Genomic DNA, 18,548 nt, shown 5'->3' on the forward strand with positions numbered 1-18,548 from the left:
TAGAAATAGGAGAGCTTTGTTTTCATCATGTTTAAAATAACGGATATAACGTTCTGTAAGCCATGTTTTGTTCCATCGTACTGCAAACGGCAAATGCCTCGTACTCAGGTGGTAATCATCTATCTACAGAATTCTCTGTCCTTCTCTCCGTTTGGTTCCTTTGAGAAAGTTCCCCTACCAAGTTTGGGTTTCTCGCTCGAGGGGTTTACCGCGTTCCACTCTCACCATTTCTAGTGAGACTTCGTCACTGTGGCACTTTCAAGGATACTTTGCCATATCCTAAAAGGACGTAGGCATTTTTCCTGCCGTCAGCCTTTCCCAGGCTGCCCTGGCTTATTTTTTCGCCAGGCACGAACACTACGGGCATCTCAGCACCGTGCGAGCATGGACTTTCCTCTGCAATGCCTAAAAGCATTACAGCGATTACCCGAACGTTAATCAATAAGTGTTATTATAAACGACAATGTCATCTGACACAAGCTTTTTCGGCATGACTCAATCATAAAGTTTACTGCCAAAAACGTGTTTCTCAAGATTAGATAGTCTTTTTAAAATATCAAAGTTCGTTGTATTGGACTGTGCAGGCTGTCTTTTTCCTTGTTCAACTGCTTCTTCAAGCTGTTTTGACAAGTGGAGGTTTTCTTGTTGAAGCTTTTCGATTTCTTGGTTGAATGTCTCATAGTCTTTAATGACCATATCTAAAAATTTATCGACTTCTTCTTGTTTATACCCTCTGACACCTGTTTTAAATTCTTTTTCTAAAATTTCTTTCGCAGAAAGCTTTACTTTATCAGCAAGCATCTTTTTCACCTCATATCGTGAATTCATAGTATATTTTTTCAGAAATACGTGACGTTGTCAAATTTTCTCTTGCTTTTAGTCAAAAAACGGATCTTCCGCCTCAACCTGTGCTCTTAGATCATCCATTGTGATATACATAATTGGGTAATCGGTATAGGTTTCAGCTTCTCTGATCATATACTTTGGAGAGCCCTCATGCTCGGGATCATATAGGACGAGAAGACCATCTGTTTTTTCAATAAAAAAGCGGTTCTTTTGTTTAAATTGTGCCGGACTTTCATACGGTCTATGCGTGACACTTTCTACAAAATCTGCTTGTGCTAGAATCCCTTCATACAACTCTTTATTTTGTTCATTCCAGCGCTCTTCTTGTTCATAAAATGGCGTAATGACAGCAAGTTTTAAAGCTGGATACTCCTCTTGAAGCTCTAACACCACTTCGGCTGTCCAGATTTCAGCACCTAGCTGACCCGATATGAGAACCCATTCCAGCCCCTCTTCGATAAGGGCTGTCAGCCTTTTTTGAAGCTCCGCTTTTATGTATTGAAGTGCAGGCTCGTCTTGTTTGAATATCCCAAGTTCGAATGGCTTGTACCCTGTGACAGCAATAATTTTCATTTTTTCACCTGCTTTTAAAAAAAGGGACTTATAAAAGTCCCATTTCACGTTATCTGTTACAGCAAGGTCCACCGCAGTTAAAGTGTTGATGTGTTGCCGGGTCCACCTGAGAAAACGTATGCGGGAAGTAGTGAACATGTTGGAAGTTTTGATGGTGAACATTCGTCACATGCTGCGGATGGATGTGCGGGACAATTGTTGTTGACTCGCTGTGTGTACAGCAATGATTCGTCGGATGAACAATTGGCTGTGTAACATTCGGCTTGCAATGATGATGATGGTACATGTAGCATTCCCCTCTCCTTGGATTTCTTACATTAACAATGTATGAATGAAGAGGTGTACATGTACTAATGCATTAACCTATTTTAAAAGTTTGCAAGAAAAACATCTTTATAATTCGAAAACACAAAAGCGACCAAAATGACAACAAGAAAAAACAAGTAAAAAAGACCCTTATACATGCTCTACGCTCCTCATTCAATATCTAACGTTATTTTACAGGATTCGTGACTTTACTACAATAAAAGTGCTAAACAATTTTTATTTTCGACCGAGAGCCGAACGTTGTCATTTCTTGCGCTTTCCCAGGCAATAATTTTCATTGCCCAGCTTTCCTTAAGAGCCGCTTTTTGCGCTTTTCAAGTGCTTCCATGTCGCGTTCACTTAAAGACGGGAGAGATAATAATGATTGAGTGATCGAAAGAGCTGACGTCGCATTTTTTTGACGATGCTCTTCATACTTCGCAAGCTCTATGCCCGCTTTTAATGCTAAATGGACATCGTTTGATTCAAATAGATCTTTCCATATACGGATAGCTTCATCCCACTGGTTTAATCGTTTGTATTGTAAGGAGAGATCATAAGCCGCTTGATTCGCATGCTCAAACTCAGCATCCGTTAATTCTCGCAAATGCTTCGTTGCTTCCTGTACATCACGATGAGCAAGATGCCATTTAGCAAGTGCGTATTTCTCATCGTTTTCCTTCACCGCATCCACAGATAATATTTTTTTGGATAGATGAATGTATAGGCTGATTAACGATAAGACGTCTAGTTCATTATGAGTCAAGATCCCTTCAATCAGCTTCGGGTTTTGTTCCTTTAGAAAATGAAAATAGATCATCGGTGCCAAGAACCCTGGCGTGTCACCCTCTCGGTGGACGTGCAGTTCTTCCTTTTCTACAACAGAAAGAGCCATCCGTTCATATTTGTGCTTCCACAATCGTCTAGATCCGTGCAGAAGATCAAAATGGCCAAATTCCGGAAGTGCAGGTATTTGATCGCGTAATAACGTATGTCTCGTTTTCACTTGCGGCCAATCGAATGATTTTCCATTATATGTAACAAGGGATTCTACGTCCACTTCATTAAGAAAGCTTTTGTACAGCGCTGCTTCATTTCCTGGATTGGTGAGCAGATGCTGTTTCACCACCACTTTGTCTGTAAAAACCCGCGCATGTCCTAGCAAAAAGATCATATTTCCCGTCCCGCCAGATAATCCTGTTGTTTCTGTATCAAAGAAAAACAGCTCGTGCGGCTTGTACCCTTTTGCAGAAAGAGAATGCTGGATCTCACTTTCGTTCCAAGCATCGACGATCTTCGGCAGTTCTGCAAACGAATACAGTCCATGCTGATCACCTAATTGATAGGTGACTTCTCGAATCAGACAGAAAGAGTCCTCAAAGTAGTAAGGAGCTGCACCCAATTGCTCCCACTCTTTTAAAAATGGGATATTTTCTGCTGTCACAGGTTGAGTTTGTTCTTCTTTTGTTTCCTGCCGCTTTTCATCTGTCTGATTGTGCGAAAGGTGCTTTTTCATTCTGTTTAATTTCCCTTTTAAAGACATGAGAAGGTGTCTCCCTCCTTTTCCTTAAAATACCGACATCAATTCAACGATGCTGCTTTTTCCATTGATCTCTTTCATTTCCATGCCAATACAGGATGGACAGCCATTCTCACAGCGGCAGCGCTCAATCAGCTGAATGGCCGCACGGGCAATTTCATCGAAACGAGCTTGAACTTCCTTGCTTAAGCCGATTCCGCCAGGATAATGGTCATATAAAAAGACAGTCGGCTTTCCGGTATGAGCTGCTTTAATTTGAGAAACGACATGAATATCTGAGCGGTCACACATCACAAAAGCGGGTACAATATGCTGAAGAACATTTGCGATGCCAAGCAGCAGCTGCTCAAGTGTTTTCTCTTCAAATCGACGTTCTGCTTCATGTAATTCAAACCAAGCGGCACTCGTATGAATTTCTTCTTCCGGCAAGTGAATCGGGCCGGAGCCGATATTTTCACCAGTCGATAACCGGATTTTTTTGAAAATCGTCGGCATTGCGTTTACGGTCACATCACCGTAGTGAACAGATACGGCTTCCTTCTCAGTCGTCTGATCGATTTCAAGCACCTTCAATTGAACAGCTAAATTCGCATCTGTATAGTATTCTGTATCTACCTGTTTCACATAAGCCTTCAGATGCTCGTAATCTAGCTTTTCCACTTGATACTGAACGCCTTCATGTAAATAAATCGCTTCATCATGAAGTAACGTCATCGCACTGAATCGATCCATCTCACCAATAATCCGAACATTCGCTACATCTGATTGATCCACAATGACCACATTTTCCTGGCTTGCAGACCGCAGGCTGATGCCATGCGCTGGGAACGATTGATCTGACCAATAATACCGGTTCCCGCTAAAATGAAGAACCCCTTCCTCATGTAAGTATTGCAAGATTTCTTCTACATCCATGTCGCCAAACTGTTCATCCTCTCGAAACGGGAGCTCGTAGGAAGCACATTTGAGATGGTCGACTAAAATAATGAGGTTTTCAGGATTAATTCTGGCTGCTTCAGGCGGTCTGTTAAAGAAATATTCAGGGTGTCTGACGATATATTGGTCAAGGGGTGATGAGCTAGCCACCATGATAATGAGTGCTTCCTCGTGACGCCTTCCAGCACGGCCTGCCTGCTGCCACGTACTTGCTACACTACCAGGATACCCCGTCATGATACATACCTTTAACTGGCCAATATCAACCCCTAATTCTAGTGCGTTCGTGCTGACGACGCCTAGTATATCTCCATCTCTTAACCCCTTTTCAATCACACGCCGCTCTTTTGGCAAATAGCCCCCGCGATAACCACGAATTGATTTCGGACCAATCTCTTTTTTCACTAGCTCTTGAATATGACTTAAAATCACTTCCACTCTCACTCTGCTTCTAGCAAAGACGATCGTTTGGATTTTTTCTTTTAAAAATGTTTTAGCCAGTTGATTGACAACAGTGGCCGCACTTTGTCTAATGTTTAATGGTTTATTGACGACTGGCGGGTTGTAAAACACAAAATTCTTTTTACCGCTAGGCGCTCCGTTTTGTTCAATGAGGTGCACTTTGCTCCCGGTCAGCTGCTCTGCAAGCTCTTTCGGATTCGCAATCGTTGCGGATGTACAAATAAAGATCGGATCACTTCCGTAAAATGCACAAATTCGCTTCAACCTGCGAATCACATTGGCGACATGACTGCCAAACACGCCTCGATATGTATGAAGCTCATCAATCACAATATACTTCAAATTCTCAAACAAACTGACCCATTTCGTATGGTGAGGCAAAATGGCTGAATGCAGCATATCCGGATTTGTGATGACAATATGTCCTGCCTGCCTGACGCGCTGGCGAATAGCTGGGGAGGTGTCCCCGTCATATGTTTCACTATGAATCGGAATATCCATCTCGTGGATGATTTCGTTTAATTCACTTTTTTGATCCTGCGCGAGCGCTTTTGTTGGGAATAAATAAAGAGAGCGATTGGTCTGGTCTTCTGCGATCGACTGAAGGACAGGCAGATTGTAGCAAAGCGTTTTACCTGAAGCTGTTGGTGTGACAGTGACCACATGCTCCGCGTCCATCACACGTTCAAAGGCTTCCTTTTGATGAATGTATAGTTCGTTCACGCCTCGTTTCTCAAGCGCCTTTTTCAGCCTGTCGTTCACTCTTTCAGGAACCGGAGAGGTCTGTGCAGGCTTCGCTTCAATTTCATGCCAATGTTCTACCTGTTCGTCTTTCTTTAATTCTTCTATGAGTTCGTTCATTGTTTTCTTTTTCATATCGCATCACCTCTCATTCATAGTGTACCGAATATTTGTTTGCATGACTAGGCGGCAATTTTTTGATACACCGCTCGTGAGCAGATATTTTGATGTGTTGTAACAGTATCTATTACACTTCTATAGTGAAATGATTTTATCAAGGAAGAAGAGGATGAGATTGAAAAACGAATTTAAGCCTTTATTTGAACCATTTACATTCCCAGGAGGTGCCTCTATTGACGGCCGGTTGGTCGTTGCTCCAATGACACACTTCGGTTCTCACGAGGATGGCACCATCTCAAAGGAAGAAATTGATTTCATTACAGCTAGATCAAATGAAATGGGCATGGTCATCACAGCATGTGCGAACGTTACTCCAGATGGAAAGGCCTTTGAAGGACAGCCTTCTATCGCAAGAGATGAAGATATACCTGGTCTGAAAAAACTAGCTTCTGCGATCCAGGCAAAAGGAACAAAAGCCATCATTCAAATTCATCACGGCGGCTCACAGGCCCTCCCTCATCTAGTTCCAAATGGTGACGTCGTTGCGCCTAGTGATGTGTTCAAAGATGGAAAACAAATTGCACGCGCTTTAAAAGAAGAGGAAATGACTCATATTATCGACTCATTTAAAGAAGCAACAAGACGAGCGATTCAAGCAGGGTTCGACGGCGTGGAAATCCACGGAGCAAACGGGTATTTATTACAGCAATTCTACTCCCCGCATAGCAATCAGCGTACAGATCAATGGGGAGGAAGTGAAGAAAAACGTCTAGCATTCCCTATCGCCGTTGTGGATGCAGTCAAAGAGGCGATCAAGGAGCACGTGACAAAACCATTTATCTTTGGATATCGACTATCCCCTGAAGAACCAGAAACACCTGGTTTAACAATGACAGAGACATTTACGTTAGTTGATGTTCTCAAAACAAAAAAACTCGATTATTTGCATATCTCTTTAATGGAGATTGACTCTAAAGCAAGACGAGGCGCAGATTCTAACAAGACACGTATGGAGCTATTAAAAGAGCGCTGCGGTGATACCCTTCCACTAATCGGTGTTGGCAGCGTCATTACAGCCGACGATGCATTGAGTGCCTACAATCAAGGGATTCCGCTGATCGCTGTCGCACGAGAGCTAATCGTTGATCCTGATTGGGCAAAGAAGATGAAAGAAGGCCGAGAAAGCGAGATTGAAACCGTCATTAAACGCAGCCAAAAAGACAAGTACCTGATTCCAGAGGGATTGTGGTCTGTCATGGAAGCGAGTCAAGGCTGGGTTCCGATGGAGGATTAATTTCATCAAAAAAACTACCCTATCATGTGAGGGTAGTCAGATTAAAGAGAAAGTGGGGGTTTTCAAGACAAGGTGTCAACAAAGCCCTCATTTTTGTCTTTTTAACTGTTCACGAAACGATATATGGTGTTTTTCGCTTTCGTTACATTCAATATACGGTGTATCTAGACCTTCAAAAAAACTGTCGAGATTTTCTCGACAGCCTGACTACCCTATCATGTGAGGGTAGTTTTTTTGTGTTGCATGATTATTTCACTTTAACCGTAAAGAGCCTAGAGGTCTGTTTTTCCACAGATCCCTTTGGTTCTTTATCAAGTCGTTCGATCAGATCACCATTCATGATCACAATGGGTGTCACTGTGCTTGCTGCTTTCTCTTCAATGAGTTCTAAATCACATGTAATGAGAGGATCACCGGTCTTCACTTTATCCCCTTCTTTAATGTGTGCTTCAAAACCTTCACCATTTAACCCAACTGTTTCAAGTCCGATATGAATCAGAAGCTCAAGCCCTGAGAGTGTTCGAATTCCAATTGCATGTTTTGTATGGAAGAGCTGAATGATTTCACCCTCTACTGGTGACACAATGGTGCCACTTTTTGGTTTGACTGCTACGCCGTCTCCCATCATCTTTTGAGAAAAGACGGGATCTGGTACATCAGTCATATCCATTAACTCTCCATCAGCTGGAGAATAAATGACTTCTTCCTTTACATCATTTTGGTTTTTCCCGAAACCGAATAATTTTTTCAGCAATGTCAATTTGCTCCCTTCAAGCTTTGCTCCTAGATCTATTCAGCGTATGAAACTTTACGCTCATACACCTTGCTTCATTCAACACTATTTAATCATAATTTTTTCCTCTCATCAATTGATAACCGCCTGAGCCCTTTTTGCATAGGCTGTAGATGAGAGGTGATTTAAATGAAACAAGAAGACGAAAAAAAACATGAATTGTTGGCAAACGAGGATATTCTGTATGAAGCAATTGAACAATTTTTTGCATCCTCCCCGTTTCACGAAATTTTAAATAGTGCGGAGGCGCTCATGACCACATCCCATTCACTTGCATCGATTACTACAGATGTGACAGAAGATGATCAATTTGTGTATATTGAGATCCAATTTCCAGACCATTTTGTCGAAGGTGACATTGCGCTAGAAGTCAAAGCCCAATATTTACACTTATCGGTACAGGAGAAAATCAAAACGGACACGACTTCCTCCTTTTCTAGCTTTACCAAAACCATTTTAATGCCTGCAAAAATAGATGAAACAAACATGAAGAGTGTGTGGAAAGATCAATCACTTCGCGTGACCGCACCAAAGCAAACAACCCAATAGATGCTTCTATTGGGTTTTGCTATGCTTTAAAAATGCTTGTAAATCCTTTCGCCAATGACCCCATTTGATTCATCGTACTCATCATTTGCCCAGCTGTATCAAACAATTTGTTAAAGTCATATTCCCCATTCGTCTTTTTGAACTGTGACAGCACACTTTTAAATTGAGATGATTGCTGTTTTTGCGGTTTTGGCAAAGGATAAGGATTCACAGGCTGCTGCATGGGCATCATGCCTGACTGCTGCATCTGCGGCTGATTGATTGCTTCTGGCTGCTGAAAAGGCGGAAAATTCTCTTGGTATCCAAAAGGCGGTTGATTGGCAGCAGATGACGCCTGGCTCATTCCAGTTTGATATGGAGGCATGAAATATTCTGGAGGCTGCGGAGGCTGCTGCATGTCTGAATACGGTAAAGGACCTTGCTGGAATTGATTGAATTCATATGGCTGCTGGTTTGAATAAGGGAACATATATCTCGCTCCTCTCGCTCTCAAAACATATTGATGTCACTCATATAGTATGATCAAAAACAGAAGGTGTGCCTAAAGCAGCCATAAGAAAAACGCAGATGTTTCAGCTGCGCTTTTTGATTTCTTCTATTAAAAGGTTCAGTGTGTAAATTACTGACTCAACTAAATTTTTCACACGGGGTGCGTGCTGTTTGCCAAAATAAGATTGCAGGACAACCTCTTTTCCATTTTCTTTTACGGCTTCAAGCTGTTCTTGATGTAAGTATCTAGGTTTGGCCTGATGAATAAACGAGATGGCAGCGGTGAGCCACTCTTCCATTTGCTTGTCAAATTTGACAACGGCCGGCTGAATGTCCTTGTAAAAGTCATATGATGGATATTCCTCTTCAGCCTTTCCCTTTTGGTACTGCTCATATGCTTCTTCGATCCATATTCTCAGTTCTTGTGTATGTTCAAGTAATGTTTGATTATCCAAAGTGTTCACCTCTATGAACATCCTATCAAACGTTTCCTTATTGCTCAAATATGAAAGCTATCCAGCGTGATATACCGGTCTTGCCGTCAGTTTATACTCTGCTTCATGAATCTTACATTCACAATCCTTCACTTCTGATTCAAGCCGGTCAATAATTTGTTCTTGCTCCTCTTTGACTGCATATGTTGTTTGCTGGACAGCATGAGACAGCTCAGCTTCCACTGCATCAATCTTTCGCTCGATTTCCTCTAACAACTGCATAATGGATTCTTTTGATACAAATTCGCTCATCATCAGATTCCTCCTTTATCGTCTCTCGTTACATTCTCTTTTCTTTCACACCCTCCTTCACACATGACAAAACTAGAAGCAAATCGCCAATCTAAGTGAAGATGAGCGCTATTTCTTCATTTTCGACATGTGCTTGTCCTTCTTTGTATGATTGCGTCCCATTCTGTAAATTCTAAGGACAAAGGAGGTAGATTTCATGAAAAAGCAGCCAGCACCAAAAGAGCAAAAGCCGAAAGGGAAAGAAAACAGTACAGATCAGCTTGATAAAAAGCTCGGCGGCCCTAATCGTCCATCCACGTAAAAAAGCAGGTACCCCCTGCTTTTTATTTATGCAGAAAATAGTGCTCTAATGAGAAAAGAAAACGAAGCTGCCTTTTTTTATGGAAATACCAGTCGGTCAGCTCGATTTGTTTTGGTAACGGTTCTGCATCGAATAAGGCTGGATTCAATTTCCTTTGAAACCAATCTTCCCGTTGATCGTCTAATGAATGTGTCATCACCGGATAAACCGTTCGAAGAAAAGGTGTTGACCTTCTAGCGATCCCTAAAAACGGTTCAAAATCAAACCGGGACCCCGTATGAGGAACGGTATGCAAAAAATGATAAAAATCCGAAAATAAATCGGCTCGAAATAATAGTTTCGCTAGTTTTTTTCCTAATGTAATGCGCTCCTTTACATGGGAAAACTTTCGTATGGTTAACCCGTACAAATGCCCGTCCACCGTTGGAAAAACGACGGTTTGAAAATGTCCCCACTCGCTGAAAAGATATTGAATCGAGTGAAAAACATTCTTTTTCAGAAGAGGATTTTGTATAATAGGAGATTGTATAGTATATTGTTCATTTATGATGAGTGCATAAAGCAGGCGCTCTGTGTCACGCTTTAGCCAAAAACGTTCCCACTCAGCGCTCATAAAACGAGACACGCAAAAATATGGCAACAGATGAAATAAAGGTTTGCTGCAACGCTTTGACCATTCATACAAGAGAAGCTGCGGGTAAGCATCTGAAAAGATCAGCCAATTCGCTCTTTCATATGCTGTGAAAAAAAGGTGTCCCTGCTGATCAGTTAAACCTGGATGAAAGAGCTCGCCCTTTAAATCCGTCATGGACCAACCAGCATTTCTCGATACAAAGGAAGCAAGCAGTGACCATTTCATTTCTGGATGGCGGTCATAAAAGCGCTTGTAAGCATTTGTCCTCGTCAGGTTGTCCTTATTTTTCGCTTTCGTTTCTCGTAAAATATGCTGAGTAATGATGTGCTCTTCTTGTGACAACATGGTGATCTCTCCAATACAAAATGCATTAAAAGGAGGCTGAAACTTGATGATTCGGTATCCAAACGGAAAATCGTATCAGCCCATTCAACAAATTGGGACAAAAAAAAGAATTAGCGGCGAATCCTCTTATAGTAATCGCGGGATGACGCTTGAAGCTGACTTAAATGAAACCAACCAGTACTATTTGGTCAACGGGATCGCAGTCATTCATAAAAAGCCTACCCCAGTTCAAATTGTAAATGTGGATTATCCGAAAAGAAGCGCTGCTGTCATCAAAGAAGCCTACTTTAAACAATCATCCACAACAGACTATAACGGGGTGTATAAAGGGCGCTATATCGACTTTGAAGCAAAAGAAACCAAAAGCGCAACCTCGTTTCCGCTCAAAAATTTCCACGAGCATCAAATTGAGCATATGAAACAGGTTGAAAAGCAAGGCGGTATTTGTTTTGTTATTATATCCGCATTTGGCTCCGTTTATTATTTGTCCGCTTCTGACCTCTTCTTCTTTTGGGAACGCCAGAAGCAAAATGGCCGTAAATCCATTAGCAAAGAGGAATTAATGGAAGCTGGCCACTTAATGACACTTGGATATTCGCCAAGAATTGATTATATTAAAGTAGTGGAGACACTTCATTTTTCGGATGAAAGTGAGCAATATTTACGTTCGAAAAAGGTTTAACACGAAAGGTTGAGATGTGATGTCTGATCAATTTACAAGTCGTGAACAGCGACGTAAAGCAAGTCAAGAAAACAATAAGAAGCAAAAGAACAAAAAAGGCAAAAAGAAAGCAGGTCTATTTAAAAAAATATTTTTATCTTTACTCGTGATCGGTCTTCTTTGTTTAGTTGCCGTAATCACAACTTTTGCCGTTTTTGCATCAAGCGCTCCTTCTATTGATGATAGTAAGCTCAAAACACCGTATTCTTCAAAACTTTATGATAAAGACAAAAAAGTGTTTGCAGAAGTTGGTGCGGAAAAAAGAACGTATGTCTCGATTAAAGATATACCCGATGTGGTAAAAGAAGCGTTTATTGCGACTGAAGATGCACGTTTTTATAAACACCACGGGATTGATCCAATCCGTATTGGCGGTGCCCTTGTCGCAAACGTCGAGGACGGCTTTGGAGCTGAGGGTGGAAGTACGATTACACAGCAGGTTGTGAAAAACACCCTTCTTAACAATCAGAAGACGTTAAAACGGAAAGTACAAGAAGTATGGCTCTCGATTCAGCTTGAGCAAAAATATTCTAAAGATGAAATTTTAGAAATGTATTTAAACCGTATTTTCTTCACGCCTCAGGCTTATGGCGTTGGAAAAGCGGCTGAACAATTTTTCGGTGTCACAGATTTAAATAAACTAACCGTTGCACAGGCTGCCACACTTGCAGGTATGCCGCAGAGTCCTTCTGCCTATAACCCAGTGAAAAATCCTGAGGCAGCGGAAAAACGCCGTAATATCGTTTTAGGCCTCATGAAAAAACAAGGCTACATTTCAGAGAAAGACTATGAGGATGCAAAAGCAACCCCTGTCAGCAAGACCGTCGTCTCAGCTGATAAATATAAGAGCCAAAACTCAAGTAAGTACTCTGCTTACATTGAAGAAGTCATGGAAGAAGTACAGAAAAAAGCCAAAGTTGATGTATCAACAGATGGATTAAAAATCTATACATCACTTGATCGAAAAGCACAGGATCACCTAGATGATATCATCAATGGAGATGCTGCTGGATTTACGAAAGGCATGCAGGCGGGTGTCACCCTGCTTGATACGAAAAATGGTGAAATTCGCGCCATTGGCGGTGGACGTGATGTACCAGCCGGCGGCTTTAACTATGCGACTGATGCAAAACGCCAGCCAGGTTCAACAATCAAACCGATTTTAGATTACGGTCCAGTCATTGAAAACAAAAAATGGTCAACGTATCAGCAAATTGATGATGCACCGTATACGTACTCAAACGGTACACCGATTAATAACTTTGACAAAAAACATTTAGGGAAAATGTCGATGAGAAGTGCTTTGGCACAATCACGAAACATCCCTGCCCTAAAAGCATTCCAAGAAGCAGGCACAGATAATGCTGTTCAATTCGCCAATCATTTAGGCATGGACTTACCGTCTGATATTCCAGAGTCCTACTCAATCGGTGGATTTGACGAAGGTGTCTCTTCCCTAAAGATGGCTGGTGCATTTAGTGCATTCGGTAATAACGGGTACTATAATGAACCGCACGCTGTCACGTCTGTTGAATTTAATGACGGAACAAAGCTTGACCTTACGCCAGATTCTAAAGCGGCAATGAGTGATTACACAGCATTTATGATCACTGATATGCTGAAAACAGCTGTACAATCTGGAACAGGTACACTTGCACAAGTACCGAACGTTCAAGTAGCTGGTAAAACAGGTACAACCAACTTTACACAAGATGATATGAATAAATACAATATCCCTTCTGGCGGTGCGAAAGATTCGTGGTTTGTCGGTTATACGCCGCAATACACAGCAGCTGTTTGGACCGGAATCGGTAACTCAAAAGATGCGGACGGCAAAATGTGGCTCACAAATTATGAGCAGCGCGTTGCCAAAATCGTCTTCCAGCGATTAATTTCTCAAATTGATGATGGAAGCGGCTCATTTGAAAAACCAGACAGCGTTGTTGAAGCGACCATTGAAAAAGGATCAGATCCAGCAAAATTAGCCGGACCAAATACACCAAGTGACAAGAAGACAACAGAATACTTCGTGAAAGGAACTGTTCCAACAAAAGTGTCTGACACATATGAGAAAAAAGAAGCCGATAAACCATCTGACTTAAAAGCGGTGTATGATGAGGAGAAAAAATCCATCACACTGACTTGGGGCTATGATGACGACGCAGATGCCACATTTAATGTGAAGCAGGCTGTCGATGACGGCGGCTATAAAGAAATTCAAAACAGTTCTGCTAAAGAAGCGGTCATCTCTGGTGTGAAGCCTGGCTCCACATATAAGTTCCAAGTGACAGCGACTGTAGAGGATGTCACAAGTAAAGCGGCTTCTACCTTCCTCACCATTAAAGATGACGAAGATGAGGAAGAAAAAGCGGATGATGAGAACAAAGAAGAAGAGCCGCAGCAGCCTGGTGATGAACAGACAGATCAGACTGACGATAACAAAAATCAAAACCCAGGCACTGATGAGCAGAAGCCAGATGATAAAAAAGATCAAGATCAAGGCGGAAATACGGAAAACGGCAATAACGGTTCCAATGATGGCTCAGACAGTACAAATGGGAACAGCAGCTCACAGAATGATGCCAATAAAGATAAAAAGAAAGATGACGAGAAAACCCATTCTCAAAGCTCAAATACCCAGTCAAATTCTACTTCTAGAAAAGAAGACGAATAACGAAAAAGCACTTGCCATATGAGGCAAGTGCTTCTTTAACGTTGTTGTCTTAACTTTTTGAGTGCTTCGTATTTTCCATACTGTTTTTTTAGTTCTGTATACAGCTCATCTAGTTGAATAAAGCAGTGATATTGAGTAGGCTTCAACAAAATGAACTCTAATCGTTCCGTCCAATTAATAGGAGCAACAGGAAATGTCTCTTGTTTGATGTCTTCCCATTCGAGCGTTTGAAGCCTCTCCCCTTTGATCCAGTAAAACATCGCAACCATACTGACGATTCCTTGCAGCATATCATCCTCTTCACAGCGGGATTTTCTTGTTTGAAAACGAGGAAGCATTTTTTCTTTTAATTCATTCCACAGTTCGAACATCACAGGAACAAATTCTTCTGTTTTCTGCCACGGAAGCTCGCCTGTTAAAGGCTCTAAAGAGAGGTCAAATGCGAGTGGATTGGCTCTAAGTATATCCATTCTTTCCCCTTTTATCTCTATCTTTTTCTCTTTTAGCTTTTCGACATATGAGGTGAATACAGCTGATCCGCTCATGCCAGCTTCACCAGTCCTTTTTTCAGCCTTTTCTGCCCTTCTCTACACATATCAAGAAGCGGACAGGACTCGCACTGCGGCCGCTGCGCCTTGCAATGATACCTGCCAAAAAAGATCAGGCGGTGATGCGTCACAGACCAATCTTCTTTTGGCACCTTTTTCATTAAGGTTTGCTCTACTTCAAGAACAGAATCCTTCCAGCGGCAGATTCCTAAGCGCTTGCTGACTCGTTCTACATGTGTGTCTACAGCAATGGCCGGCACTCCAAAAGCGACAGATACGACGACATTTGCTGTTTTTCGGCCGACCCCAGGAAGCTTGACAAGCTCGTCCCGGTCCTTTGGCACTTCACCGTCATATTCTTCAATCAGCATTTTGCTCAACTTTTGAATATTTTTCGCCTTATTCCGATAAAGGCCAATTGAGCGAATATCTTGCTGCAATTCTTCAAGCGGTACACTTAAATAGTCTTCTGGTGTTTTATATTTTTGAAATAAATTTTTGGTCACTTTGTTCACAAGTACGTCTGTACATTGAGCGGAGAGTGCGACAGCGATCACAAGTTCAAACGGATTTGAATGAACAAGCTCACACTCAGCCTCTGGAAACATATCTCCTATAATATCTAAACACTCATTAATTTGTTTTTTTGATAACATGCCTTCTCCTTTATTGGTTATTGTTCCAGCCAATTATAAAAAGGAACTTGTCGTTTATAAGATGAAGTCTCTTCTTTTGAAGGTGTGGCTTTTTGCTGTGAACGGAAATGCTGGCTATGCTCTTTCGCTTCTTCCGCTGTTTTCAGCCCTTTCTTTTTCCACTCAAATAAAATTCGATCGATATAACGGAAATTTAATTTCCCTGATAAAACCGCTTCTCTAAGTGCTAAACGAATCATCGCCGCATCATGATGGTCTTGATCCATCCAGATAGAGAGTGTTTCTCCTTCAAGAGGAGACAGCGGTCTGCCGAATTCATCTTCAAATAGTGCATATAAAGACTTTTCAGCCTGCACATGATTCTTTTGTGCTTCTTTCGCCTGTTTTGCTTCTAAAAAGTCATACAGCACGCCCCATAAAGGCTCTACTGAGTACCGGTCATGCTGAATACCTGACCTGTCTTCAAACGGCTGAATCGAAATAAACCCCTTTTGGATTAAATGCTGCACCATATACGCACACTCTTCAGCAGAAATGGTCATGCCCTGAGAAAGCTCTTCAAATGTTTGAAAGAAAACGCCTTGTTCTTCATTCATTTTAATCTTTAGCATCACCATCATTTGTGATTCATTCAGTCCTAACTGCTCATAATGAGCAATCAGCAAATTAGGCAAACTTGTCGAACCCATTTGCTGCATATTAATAAATTGCTGCCTATTCATCGGATACACCTCTTCACTTTAAGTATATCACGTTTTAATCACGTGCCCTCGGAAAAGACGTTTGAAAAAGCCTCCATATGTTGGAGGCTTTAGATTGTTGACAAAGGGCTAAAATGATCTTTATTTTAGCTCTTTGTCTTCTTTTCAGCGTGATAGAAAACCTTTGCAGTCTAGGAAGGACGAGTACTGGAGCGGAGCGAATTTGACATTCGTGAGCACCGGCACGCAGGACTGACAAAGAATGCGAGGGTTTGTCTACACGCTGAAGCCTCCATATGTTGGAGGCTTTACGTCTTAAGGATATAAACGGTTTAATAATCTTGGGAATGGAATGGTTTCACGCACATGCGGCGCTCCGCTAATCCAAGCAACTGTTCGTTCAAGTCCAAGACCAAAACCTGAATGCGGGACAGAACCGTATTGTCTTAATTCTGTGTACCATTTGTAAGTTCCTTGATCTAACCCGTGTTCTTTTAGTCTTGCTTCAAGCAGCTCAAGATCATGAACACGCTCAGAGCCGCCGATAATCTCTCCGTAGCCTTCTGGTGCAATTAAGTCTGCACAAAGGACTACATCATCACGGTCTGGTGCTGGCTGCATATAAAACGGTTTTAATGAAGTTGGGTAATGAGTGATAAACACTGGTTTATCATAGCTTTCGGCGATTGCTGTTTCATGAGGCGCTCCGAAGTCATCTCCCCATTCAATATCATCAAATCCTTTATCCTGTAAGAATTTGACCGCTTCATCATAAGTGATGCGCGGGAACGGTGCTTTGATATTTTCTAATTTAGCTGTATCACGGCCAAGTGTGTGCAGCTCCACTTTACAGTTTTCGAGTACACTTTGAACAACGTGAGACACATAATTTTCTTGATACTCAAGGTTTTCATTAAATTCTACAAAAGCCATCTCAGGCTCGATCATCCAAAACTCGATTAAATGGCGTTTTGTTTTAGATTTTTCAGCTCTAAATGTTGGGCCAAATGAGAAGACTTTTCCGAGTGCCATCGCAGCAGCTTCCATGTAAAGCTGTCCACTTTGAGAAAGGTACGCATCTTCATCAAAATATTGAGTAGCAAACAGCTCAGTTGTTCCTTCAGGTGCACTTCCTGTTAAAATGGGCGGATCCACTTTCACGAAGCCTTCTTGATGGAAAAACTCATATGTAGCACGAATAATTTCGTTACGGATTTTCATAATGGCATGCTGTTTTTTTGAACGAAGCCATAAATGACGGTGATCCATTAAGAATTCTGTCCCATGCTCTTTTGGTGTAATTGGGTAATCAGTTGCTTCGTGAATCACTTCAATGGATTTGACTTGTAATTCAAAACCAAGTGGTGAACGCTCGTCTTTTGTCACTTGTCCTGTCACATAGACAGATGTTTCTTGTGTAACTGATTTCGCAAGCTTAAAGACATCCTCTTCCACTTCTGCTTTTACAACGACTCCTTGAATAAAGCCTGTCCCGTCACGCAGCTGCAAGAATGCAATTTTTCCGCTTGAACGTTTATTGGCAATCCATGCGCCGATTGTTACTTCTTCATCGACATGTTTGAACACTTGATTAATAGTTGTTTTCAACATATTTCCCTCCAAAGCCAGAAAGAAACTCACCTTTTTAATAGGTGTGATTCTTTTTTCATACATTTTATTATAACCGTTCTAAATCAGCATGGTCAACGCAAGACAGGAGAAACTACGGCGTTAAATTTTTTTCCACTCGTCCTGTTGTAAAATCGACATAGCTGAAGCTATATTGGTTGTTCTCATTTAAGTACGTCACTTCCCAAAGGAGTACGTCACCTTCTCTTGCTAATTTGACGTCCTTTACCTTAGAAACGGTGTTCTCCTTTTGAACGGCCTGTACTGCTTGGTTTGAGGTAATGCCTTCTTTTGCTTTTTTTTCGATCACTTTTTCTTTTTTGCTGGCAGGTACCCAAACATAGGTCGTTTCATTTTGTTTGTTTTTCCCTTCAACAATAAATTGTTTTTCTTTCCCTACAAAGGTTTCCACTTGCTCGACTTGTACTATTTTTGCTTGTTCTTTTGCTCGTTCAATCGCTGCCTCATGACCTTGTTCTTTTTGCCCCATGGCAATCTGATAAATCCATGCAAAACTGATGATGCCAATAAGTAAAACGAGAGCCGCAGCGGACGAAATAATCCAGACTATTCTTTTCATGTCAAGCTTCCCCTATGTGCGATATATTGTAAATATCGCTTGATTTTGATCTTCTTGATCTAATGCTAACCCAAACATCAGATCTTCTCTTTTCAGCGTTCTGTTCAACAAATCAACGATTTTATATAGGTCTTCTGAATGCTTAATGTGAACAGTTGAAAGTACCTCTATTTTACTTTCCACTTCTAATTCCTCCTCGGTACGTAAATATTGTTAGTCATACTTTTCTGCGCGGGAACCGATACTATTTTTACAACGGAACACAAAAAGCCGTTACGATAAATTTACTCCAAACCCACACCAGCTAAAGGCCGCTTATGACAGCGGCTCAGATTGTTGACAAAGGGCTAAAATGAACTTTATT

General features: G+C 41.5%; 21 protein-coding genes and 1 other RNA gene. 5 read left to right on the forward strand and 17 right to left on the reverse strand.

Annotated elements, in window-relative coordinates; genetic code table 11:
- Positions 1 to 51: 51 nt before the first annotated feature.
- The 6 genes from rnpB to ACSLGF_RS01705 all read right to left on the reverse strand — a co-directional run bounded on the left by rnpB (position 52) and on the right by ACSLGF_RS01705 (position 5,539).
- Positions 52 to 435: RNase P RNA component class B (gene rnpB / locus ACSLGF_RS01680), an RNA gene on the reverse strand.
- A 60-nt stretch (positions 436 to 495) separates the two neighbouring features.
- Positions 496 to 801 carry a cell division regulator GpsB gene (gene gpsB, locus ACSLGF_RS01685; protein ID WP_012010336.1) on the reverse strand — a complete coding sequence of 102 codons (306 nt, stop codon included), beginning with the start codon at positions 799 to 801 and terminating at the stop codon, positions 496 to 498.
- 75 nt (positions 802 to 876) lie between these two features.
- The gene (locus tag ACSLGF_RS01690) at positions 877 to 1,419 is read right to left on the reverse strand and encodes a DUF1273 domain-containing protein (protein ID WP_456001863.1); all 543 of its coding nucleotides are present in this window, start codon (positions 1,417 to 1,419) and stop codon (positions 877 to 879) included.
- A 49-nt stretch (positions 1,420 to 1,468) separates the two neighbouring features.
- On the reverse strand, positions 1,469 to 1,705 hold the full coding sequence (gene cotD, locus ACSLGF_RS01695) for a spore coat protein CotD (RefSeq protein ID WP_008356833.1): 237 nt from the start codon (positions 1,703 to 1,705) through the stop codon (positions 1,469 to 1,471).
- A gap of 315 nt (positions 1,706 to 2,020) precedes the next feature.
- A complete protein-coding gene (locus ACSLGF_RS01700) occupies positions 2,021 to 3,268 on the reverse strand; it encodes a ribonuclease H-like domain-containing protein (protein WP_456001865.1) in 1,248 nt (415 codons plus the stop codon).
- Between the two features lie 24 nt (positions 3,269 to 3,292).
- On the reverse strand, positions 3,293 to 5,539 hold the full coding sequence (locus tag ACSLGF_RS01705; RefSeq protein ID WP_456001868.1) for a DEAD/DEAH box helicase: 2,247 nt from the start codon (positions 5,537 to 5,539) through the stop codon (positions 3,293 to 3,295).
- A 160-nt stretch (positions 5,540 to 5,699) separates the two neighbouring features.
- Here ACSLGF_RS01705 and ACSLGF_RS01710 point away from each other — a divergent pair, with 160 nt between their 5' ends.
- A complete protein-coding gene (locus tag ACSLGF_RS01710; RefSeq protein WP_456001871.1) occupies positions 5,700 to 6,818 on the forward strand; it encodes an NADH-dependent flavin oxidoreductase in 1,119 nt (372 codons plus the stop codon).
- A gap of 247 nt (positions 6,819 to 7,065) precedes the next feature.
- On the opposite strand, the gene ACSLGF_RS01715 is transcribed toward ACSLGF_RS01710, so the two are convergent.
- On the reverse strand, positions 7,066 to 7,572 hold the full coding sequence (locus ACSLGF_RS01715; protein WP_456001874.1) for a PTS sugar transporter subunit IIA: 507 nt from the start codon (positions 7,570 to 7,572) through the stop codon (positions 7,066 to 7,068).
- Between the two features lie 168 nt (positions 7,573 to 7,740).
- Between ACSLGF_RS01715 and ACSLGF_RS01720 the strand changes: the two genes are divergently transcribed.
- Complete coding sequence (locus ACSLGF_RS01720) at positions 7,741 to 8,160, forward strand: Hsp20/alpha crystallin family protein (RefSeq protein ID WP_456001877.1); 420 nt, start codon at positions 7,741 to 7,743, stop codon at positions 8,158 to 8,160.
- Positions 8,161 to 8,179: 19 nt separating this feature from the next.
- Here the strand turns inward: ACSLGF_RS01720 and ACSLGF_RS01725 are convergent, their stop codons facing one another.
- The 3 genes from ACSLGF_RS01725 to ACSLGF_RS01735 form a co-directional block, all read right to left on the reverse strand.
- A complete protein-coding gene (locus ACSLGF_RS01725) occupies positions 8,180 to 8,629 on the reverse strand; it encodes a YppG family protein (protein ID WP_456001880.1) in 450 nt (149 codons plus the stop codon).
- A gap of 103 nt (positions 8,630 to 8,732) precedes the next feature.
- Positions 8,733 to 9,113 (reverse strand): YppE family protein, encoded by a 381-nt coding sequence (locus ACSLGF_RS01730; RefSeq protein ID WP_456001883.1) that lies wholly within the window; start codon positions 9,111 to 9,113, stop codon positions 8,733 to 8,735.
- 48 nt (positions 9,114 to 9,161) lie between these two features.
- Positions 9,162 to 9,395, reverse strand: a complete 234-nt coding sequence (locus ACSLGF_RS01735; protein ID WP_456001886.1) for a DUF5446 family protein — start codon at positions 9,393 to 9,395, stop codon at positions 9,162 to 9,164.
- 196 nt (positions 9,396 to 9,591) lie between these two features.
- Between ACSLGF_RS01735 and sspM the strand changes: the two genes are divergently transcribed.
- Entirely contained in the window at positions 9,592 to 9,696 is a 105-nt protein-coding gene (gene sspM, locus ACSLGF_RS01740) for an acid-soluble spore protein SspM (protein ID WP_012010346.1), read from the forward strand.
- A 22-nt stretch (positions 9,697 to 9,718) separates the two neighbouring features.
- Here the strand turns inward: sspM and ACSLGF_RS01745 are convergent, their stop codons facing one another.
- Positions 9,719 to 10,675 (reverse strand): DUF2515 domain-containing protein, encoded by a 957-nt coding sequence (locus ACSLGF_RS01745; protein WP_456001889.1) that lies wholly within the window; start codon positions 10,673 to 10,675, stop codon positions 9,719 to 9,721.
- A 46-nt stretch (positions 10,676 to 10,721) separates the two neighbouring features.
- Between ACSLGF_RS01745 and recU the strand changes: the two genes are divergently transcribed.
- Together recU and ACSLGF_RS01755 are read left to right on the forward strand one after the other, a co-directional pair.
- The gene (gene recU, locus ACSLGF_RS01750) at positions 10,722 to 11,357 is read left to right on the forward strand and encodes a Holliday junction resolvase RecU (RefSeq protein ID WP_456002501.1); all 636 of its coding nucleotides are present in this window, start codon (positions 10,722 to 10,724) and stop codon (positions 11,355 to 11,357) included.
- Positions 11,358 to 11,376: 19 nt separating this feature from the next.
- Positions 11,377 to 14,070, forward strand: a complete 2,694-nt coding sequence (locus ACSLGF_RS01755; RefSeq protein ID WP_456001892.1) for a PBP1A family penicillin-binding protein — start codon at positions 11,377 to 11,379, stop codon at positions 14,068 to 14,070.
- Positions 14,071 to 14,105: 35 nt separating this feature from the next.
- On the opposite strand, the gene ACSLGF_RS01760 is transcribed toward ACSLGF_RS01755, so the two are convergent.
- The 6 genes from ACSLGF_RS01760 to ACSLGF_RS01785 form a co-directional block, all read right to left on the reverse strand.
- Positions 14,106 to 14,615 (reverse strand): YpoC family protein, encoded by a 510-nt coding sequence (locus tag ACSLGF_RS01760; protein WP_456001895.1) that lies wholly within the window; start codon positions 14,613 to 14,615, stop codon positions 14,106 to 14,108.
- A complete protein-coding gene (gene nth, locus ACSLGF_RS01765; protein WP_456001898.1) occupies positions 14,612 to 15,274 on the reverse strand; it encodes an endonuclease III in 663 nt (220 codons plus the stop codon). The genes ACSLGF_RS01760 and nth overlap by 4 nt, the downstream gene beginning before the upstream one ends.
- A 17-nt stretch (positions 15,275 to 15,291) precedes the next feature.
- Positions 15,292 to 15,996 (reverse strand): DnaD domain-containing protein, encoded by a 705-nt coding sequence (locus ACSLGF_RS01770; RefSeq protein ID WP_456001901.1) that lies wholly within the window; start codon positions 15,994 to 15,996, stop codon positions 15,292 to 15,294.
- Between the two features lie 294 nt (positions 15,997 to 16,290).
- Entirely contained in the window at positions 16,291 to 17,583 is a 1,293-nt protein-coding gene (asnS, locus tag ACSLGF_RS01775) for an asparagine--tRNA ligase (protein ID WP_456001904.1), read from the reverse strand.
- Between the two features lie 115 nt (positions 17,584 to 17,698).
- Positions 17,699 to 18,184 (reverse strand): cell wall elongation/penicillin-binding protein regulator TseB, encoded by a 486-nt coding sequence (gene tseB, locus ACSLGF_RS01780; protein WP_456001907.1) that lies wholly within the window; start codon positions 18,182 to 18,184, stop codon positions 17,699 to 17,701.
- Positions 18,185 to 18,196: 12 nt separating this feature from the next.
- The gene (locus ACSLGF_RS01785; RefSeq protein WP_003215469.1) at positions 18,197 to 18,367 is read right to left on the reverse strand and encodes a YpmA family protein; all 171 of its coding nucleotides are present in this window, start codon (positions 18,365 to 18,367) and stop codon (positions 18,197 to 18,199) included.
- Positions 18,368 to 18,548 lie beyond the last annotated feature (181 nt).

Source organism: Bacillus sp. A015, assembly GCF_053851875.1.

Excerpts from the sequence above, each read along its gene's own strand:
- ACSLGF_RS01720 (WP_456001877.1), top strand. The coding sequence starts at position 7,741 with ATGAAACAAGAAGACGAAAAAAAACATGAATTGTTGGCAAACGAGGAT.
- gpsB (WP_012010336.1), bottom strand. The coding sequence starts at position 801 with ATGCTTGCTGATAAAGTAAAGCTTTCTGCGAAAGAAATTTTAGAAAAA.
- ACSLGF_RS01690 (WP_456001863.1), bottom strand. The coding sequence starts at position 1,419 with ATGAAAATTATTGCTGTCACAGGGTACAAGCCATTCGAACTTGGGATA.
- nth (WP_456001898.1), bottom strand. The coding sequence starts at position 15,274 with ATGTTATCAAAAAAACAAATTAATGAGTGTTTAGATATTATAGGAGAT.
- ACSLGF_RS01705 (WP_456001868.1), bottom strand. The coding sequence starts at position 5,539 with ATGAAAAAGAAAACAATGAACGAACTCATAGAAGAATTAAAGAAAGAC.
- recU (WP_456002501.1), top strand. The coding sequence starts at position 10,722 with ATGATTCGGTATCCAAACGGAAAATCGTATCAGCCCATTCAACAAATT.
- ACSLGF_RS01700 (WP_456001865.1), bottom strand. The coding sequence starts at position 3,268 with ATGTCTTTAAAAGGGAAATTAAACAGAATGAAAAAGCACCTTTCGCAC.
- tseB (WP_456001907.1), bottom strand. The coding sequence starts at position 18,184 with ATGAAAAGAATAGTCTGGATTATTTCGTCCGCTGCGGCTCTCGTTTTA.
- cotD (WP_008356833.1), bottom strand. The coding sequence starts at position 1,705 with ATGTACCATCATCATCATTGCAAGCCGAATGTTACACAGCCAATTGTT.
- ACSLGF_RS01735 (WP_456001886.1), bottom strand. The coding sequence starts at position 9,395 with ATGAGCGAATTTGTATCAAAAGAATCCATTATGCAGTTGTTAGAGGAA.
- ACSLGF_RS01770 (WP_456001901.1), bottom strand. The coding sequence starts at position 15,996 with ATGAATAGGCAGCAATTTATTAATATGCAGCAAATGGGTTCGACAAGT.
- ACSLGF_RS01760 (WP_456001895.1), bottom strand. The coding sequence starts at position 14,615 with ATGAGCGGATCAGCTGTATTCACCTCATATGTCGAAAAGCTAAAAGAG.
- ACSLGF_RS01755 (WP_456001892.1), top strand. The coding sequence starts at position 11,377 with ATGTCTGATCAATTTACAAGTCGTGAACAGCGACGTAAAGCAAGTCAA.
- sspM (WP_012010346.1), top strand. The coding sequence starts at position 9,592 with ATGAAAAAGCAGCCAGCACCAAAAGAGCAAAAGCCGAAAGGGAAAGAA.
- ACSLGF_RS01725 (WP_456001880.1), bottom strand. The coding sequence starts at position 8,629 with ATGTTCCCTTATTCAAACCAGCAGCCATATGAATTCAATCAATTCCAG.
- ACSLGF_RS01745 (WP_456001889.1), bottom strand. The coding sequence starts at position 10,675 with ATGTTGTCACAAGAAGAGCACATCATTACTCAGCATATTTTACGAGAA.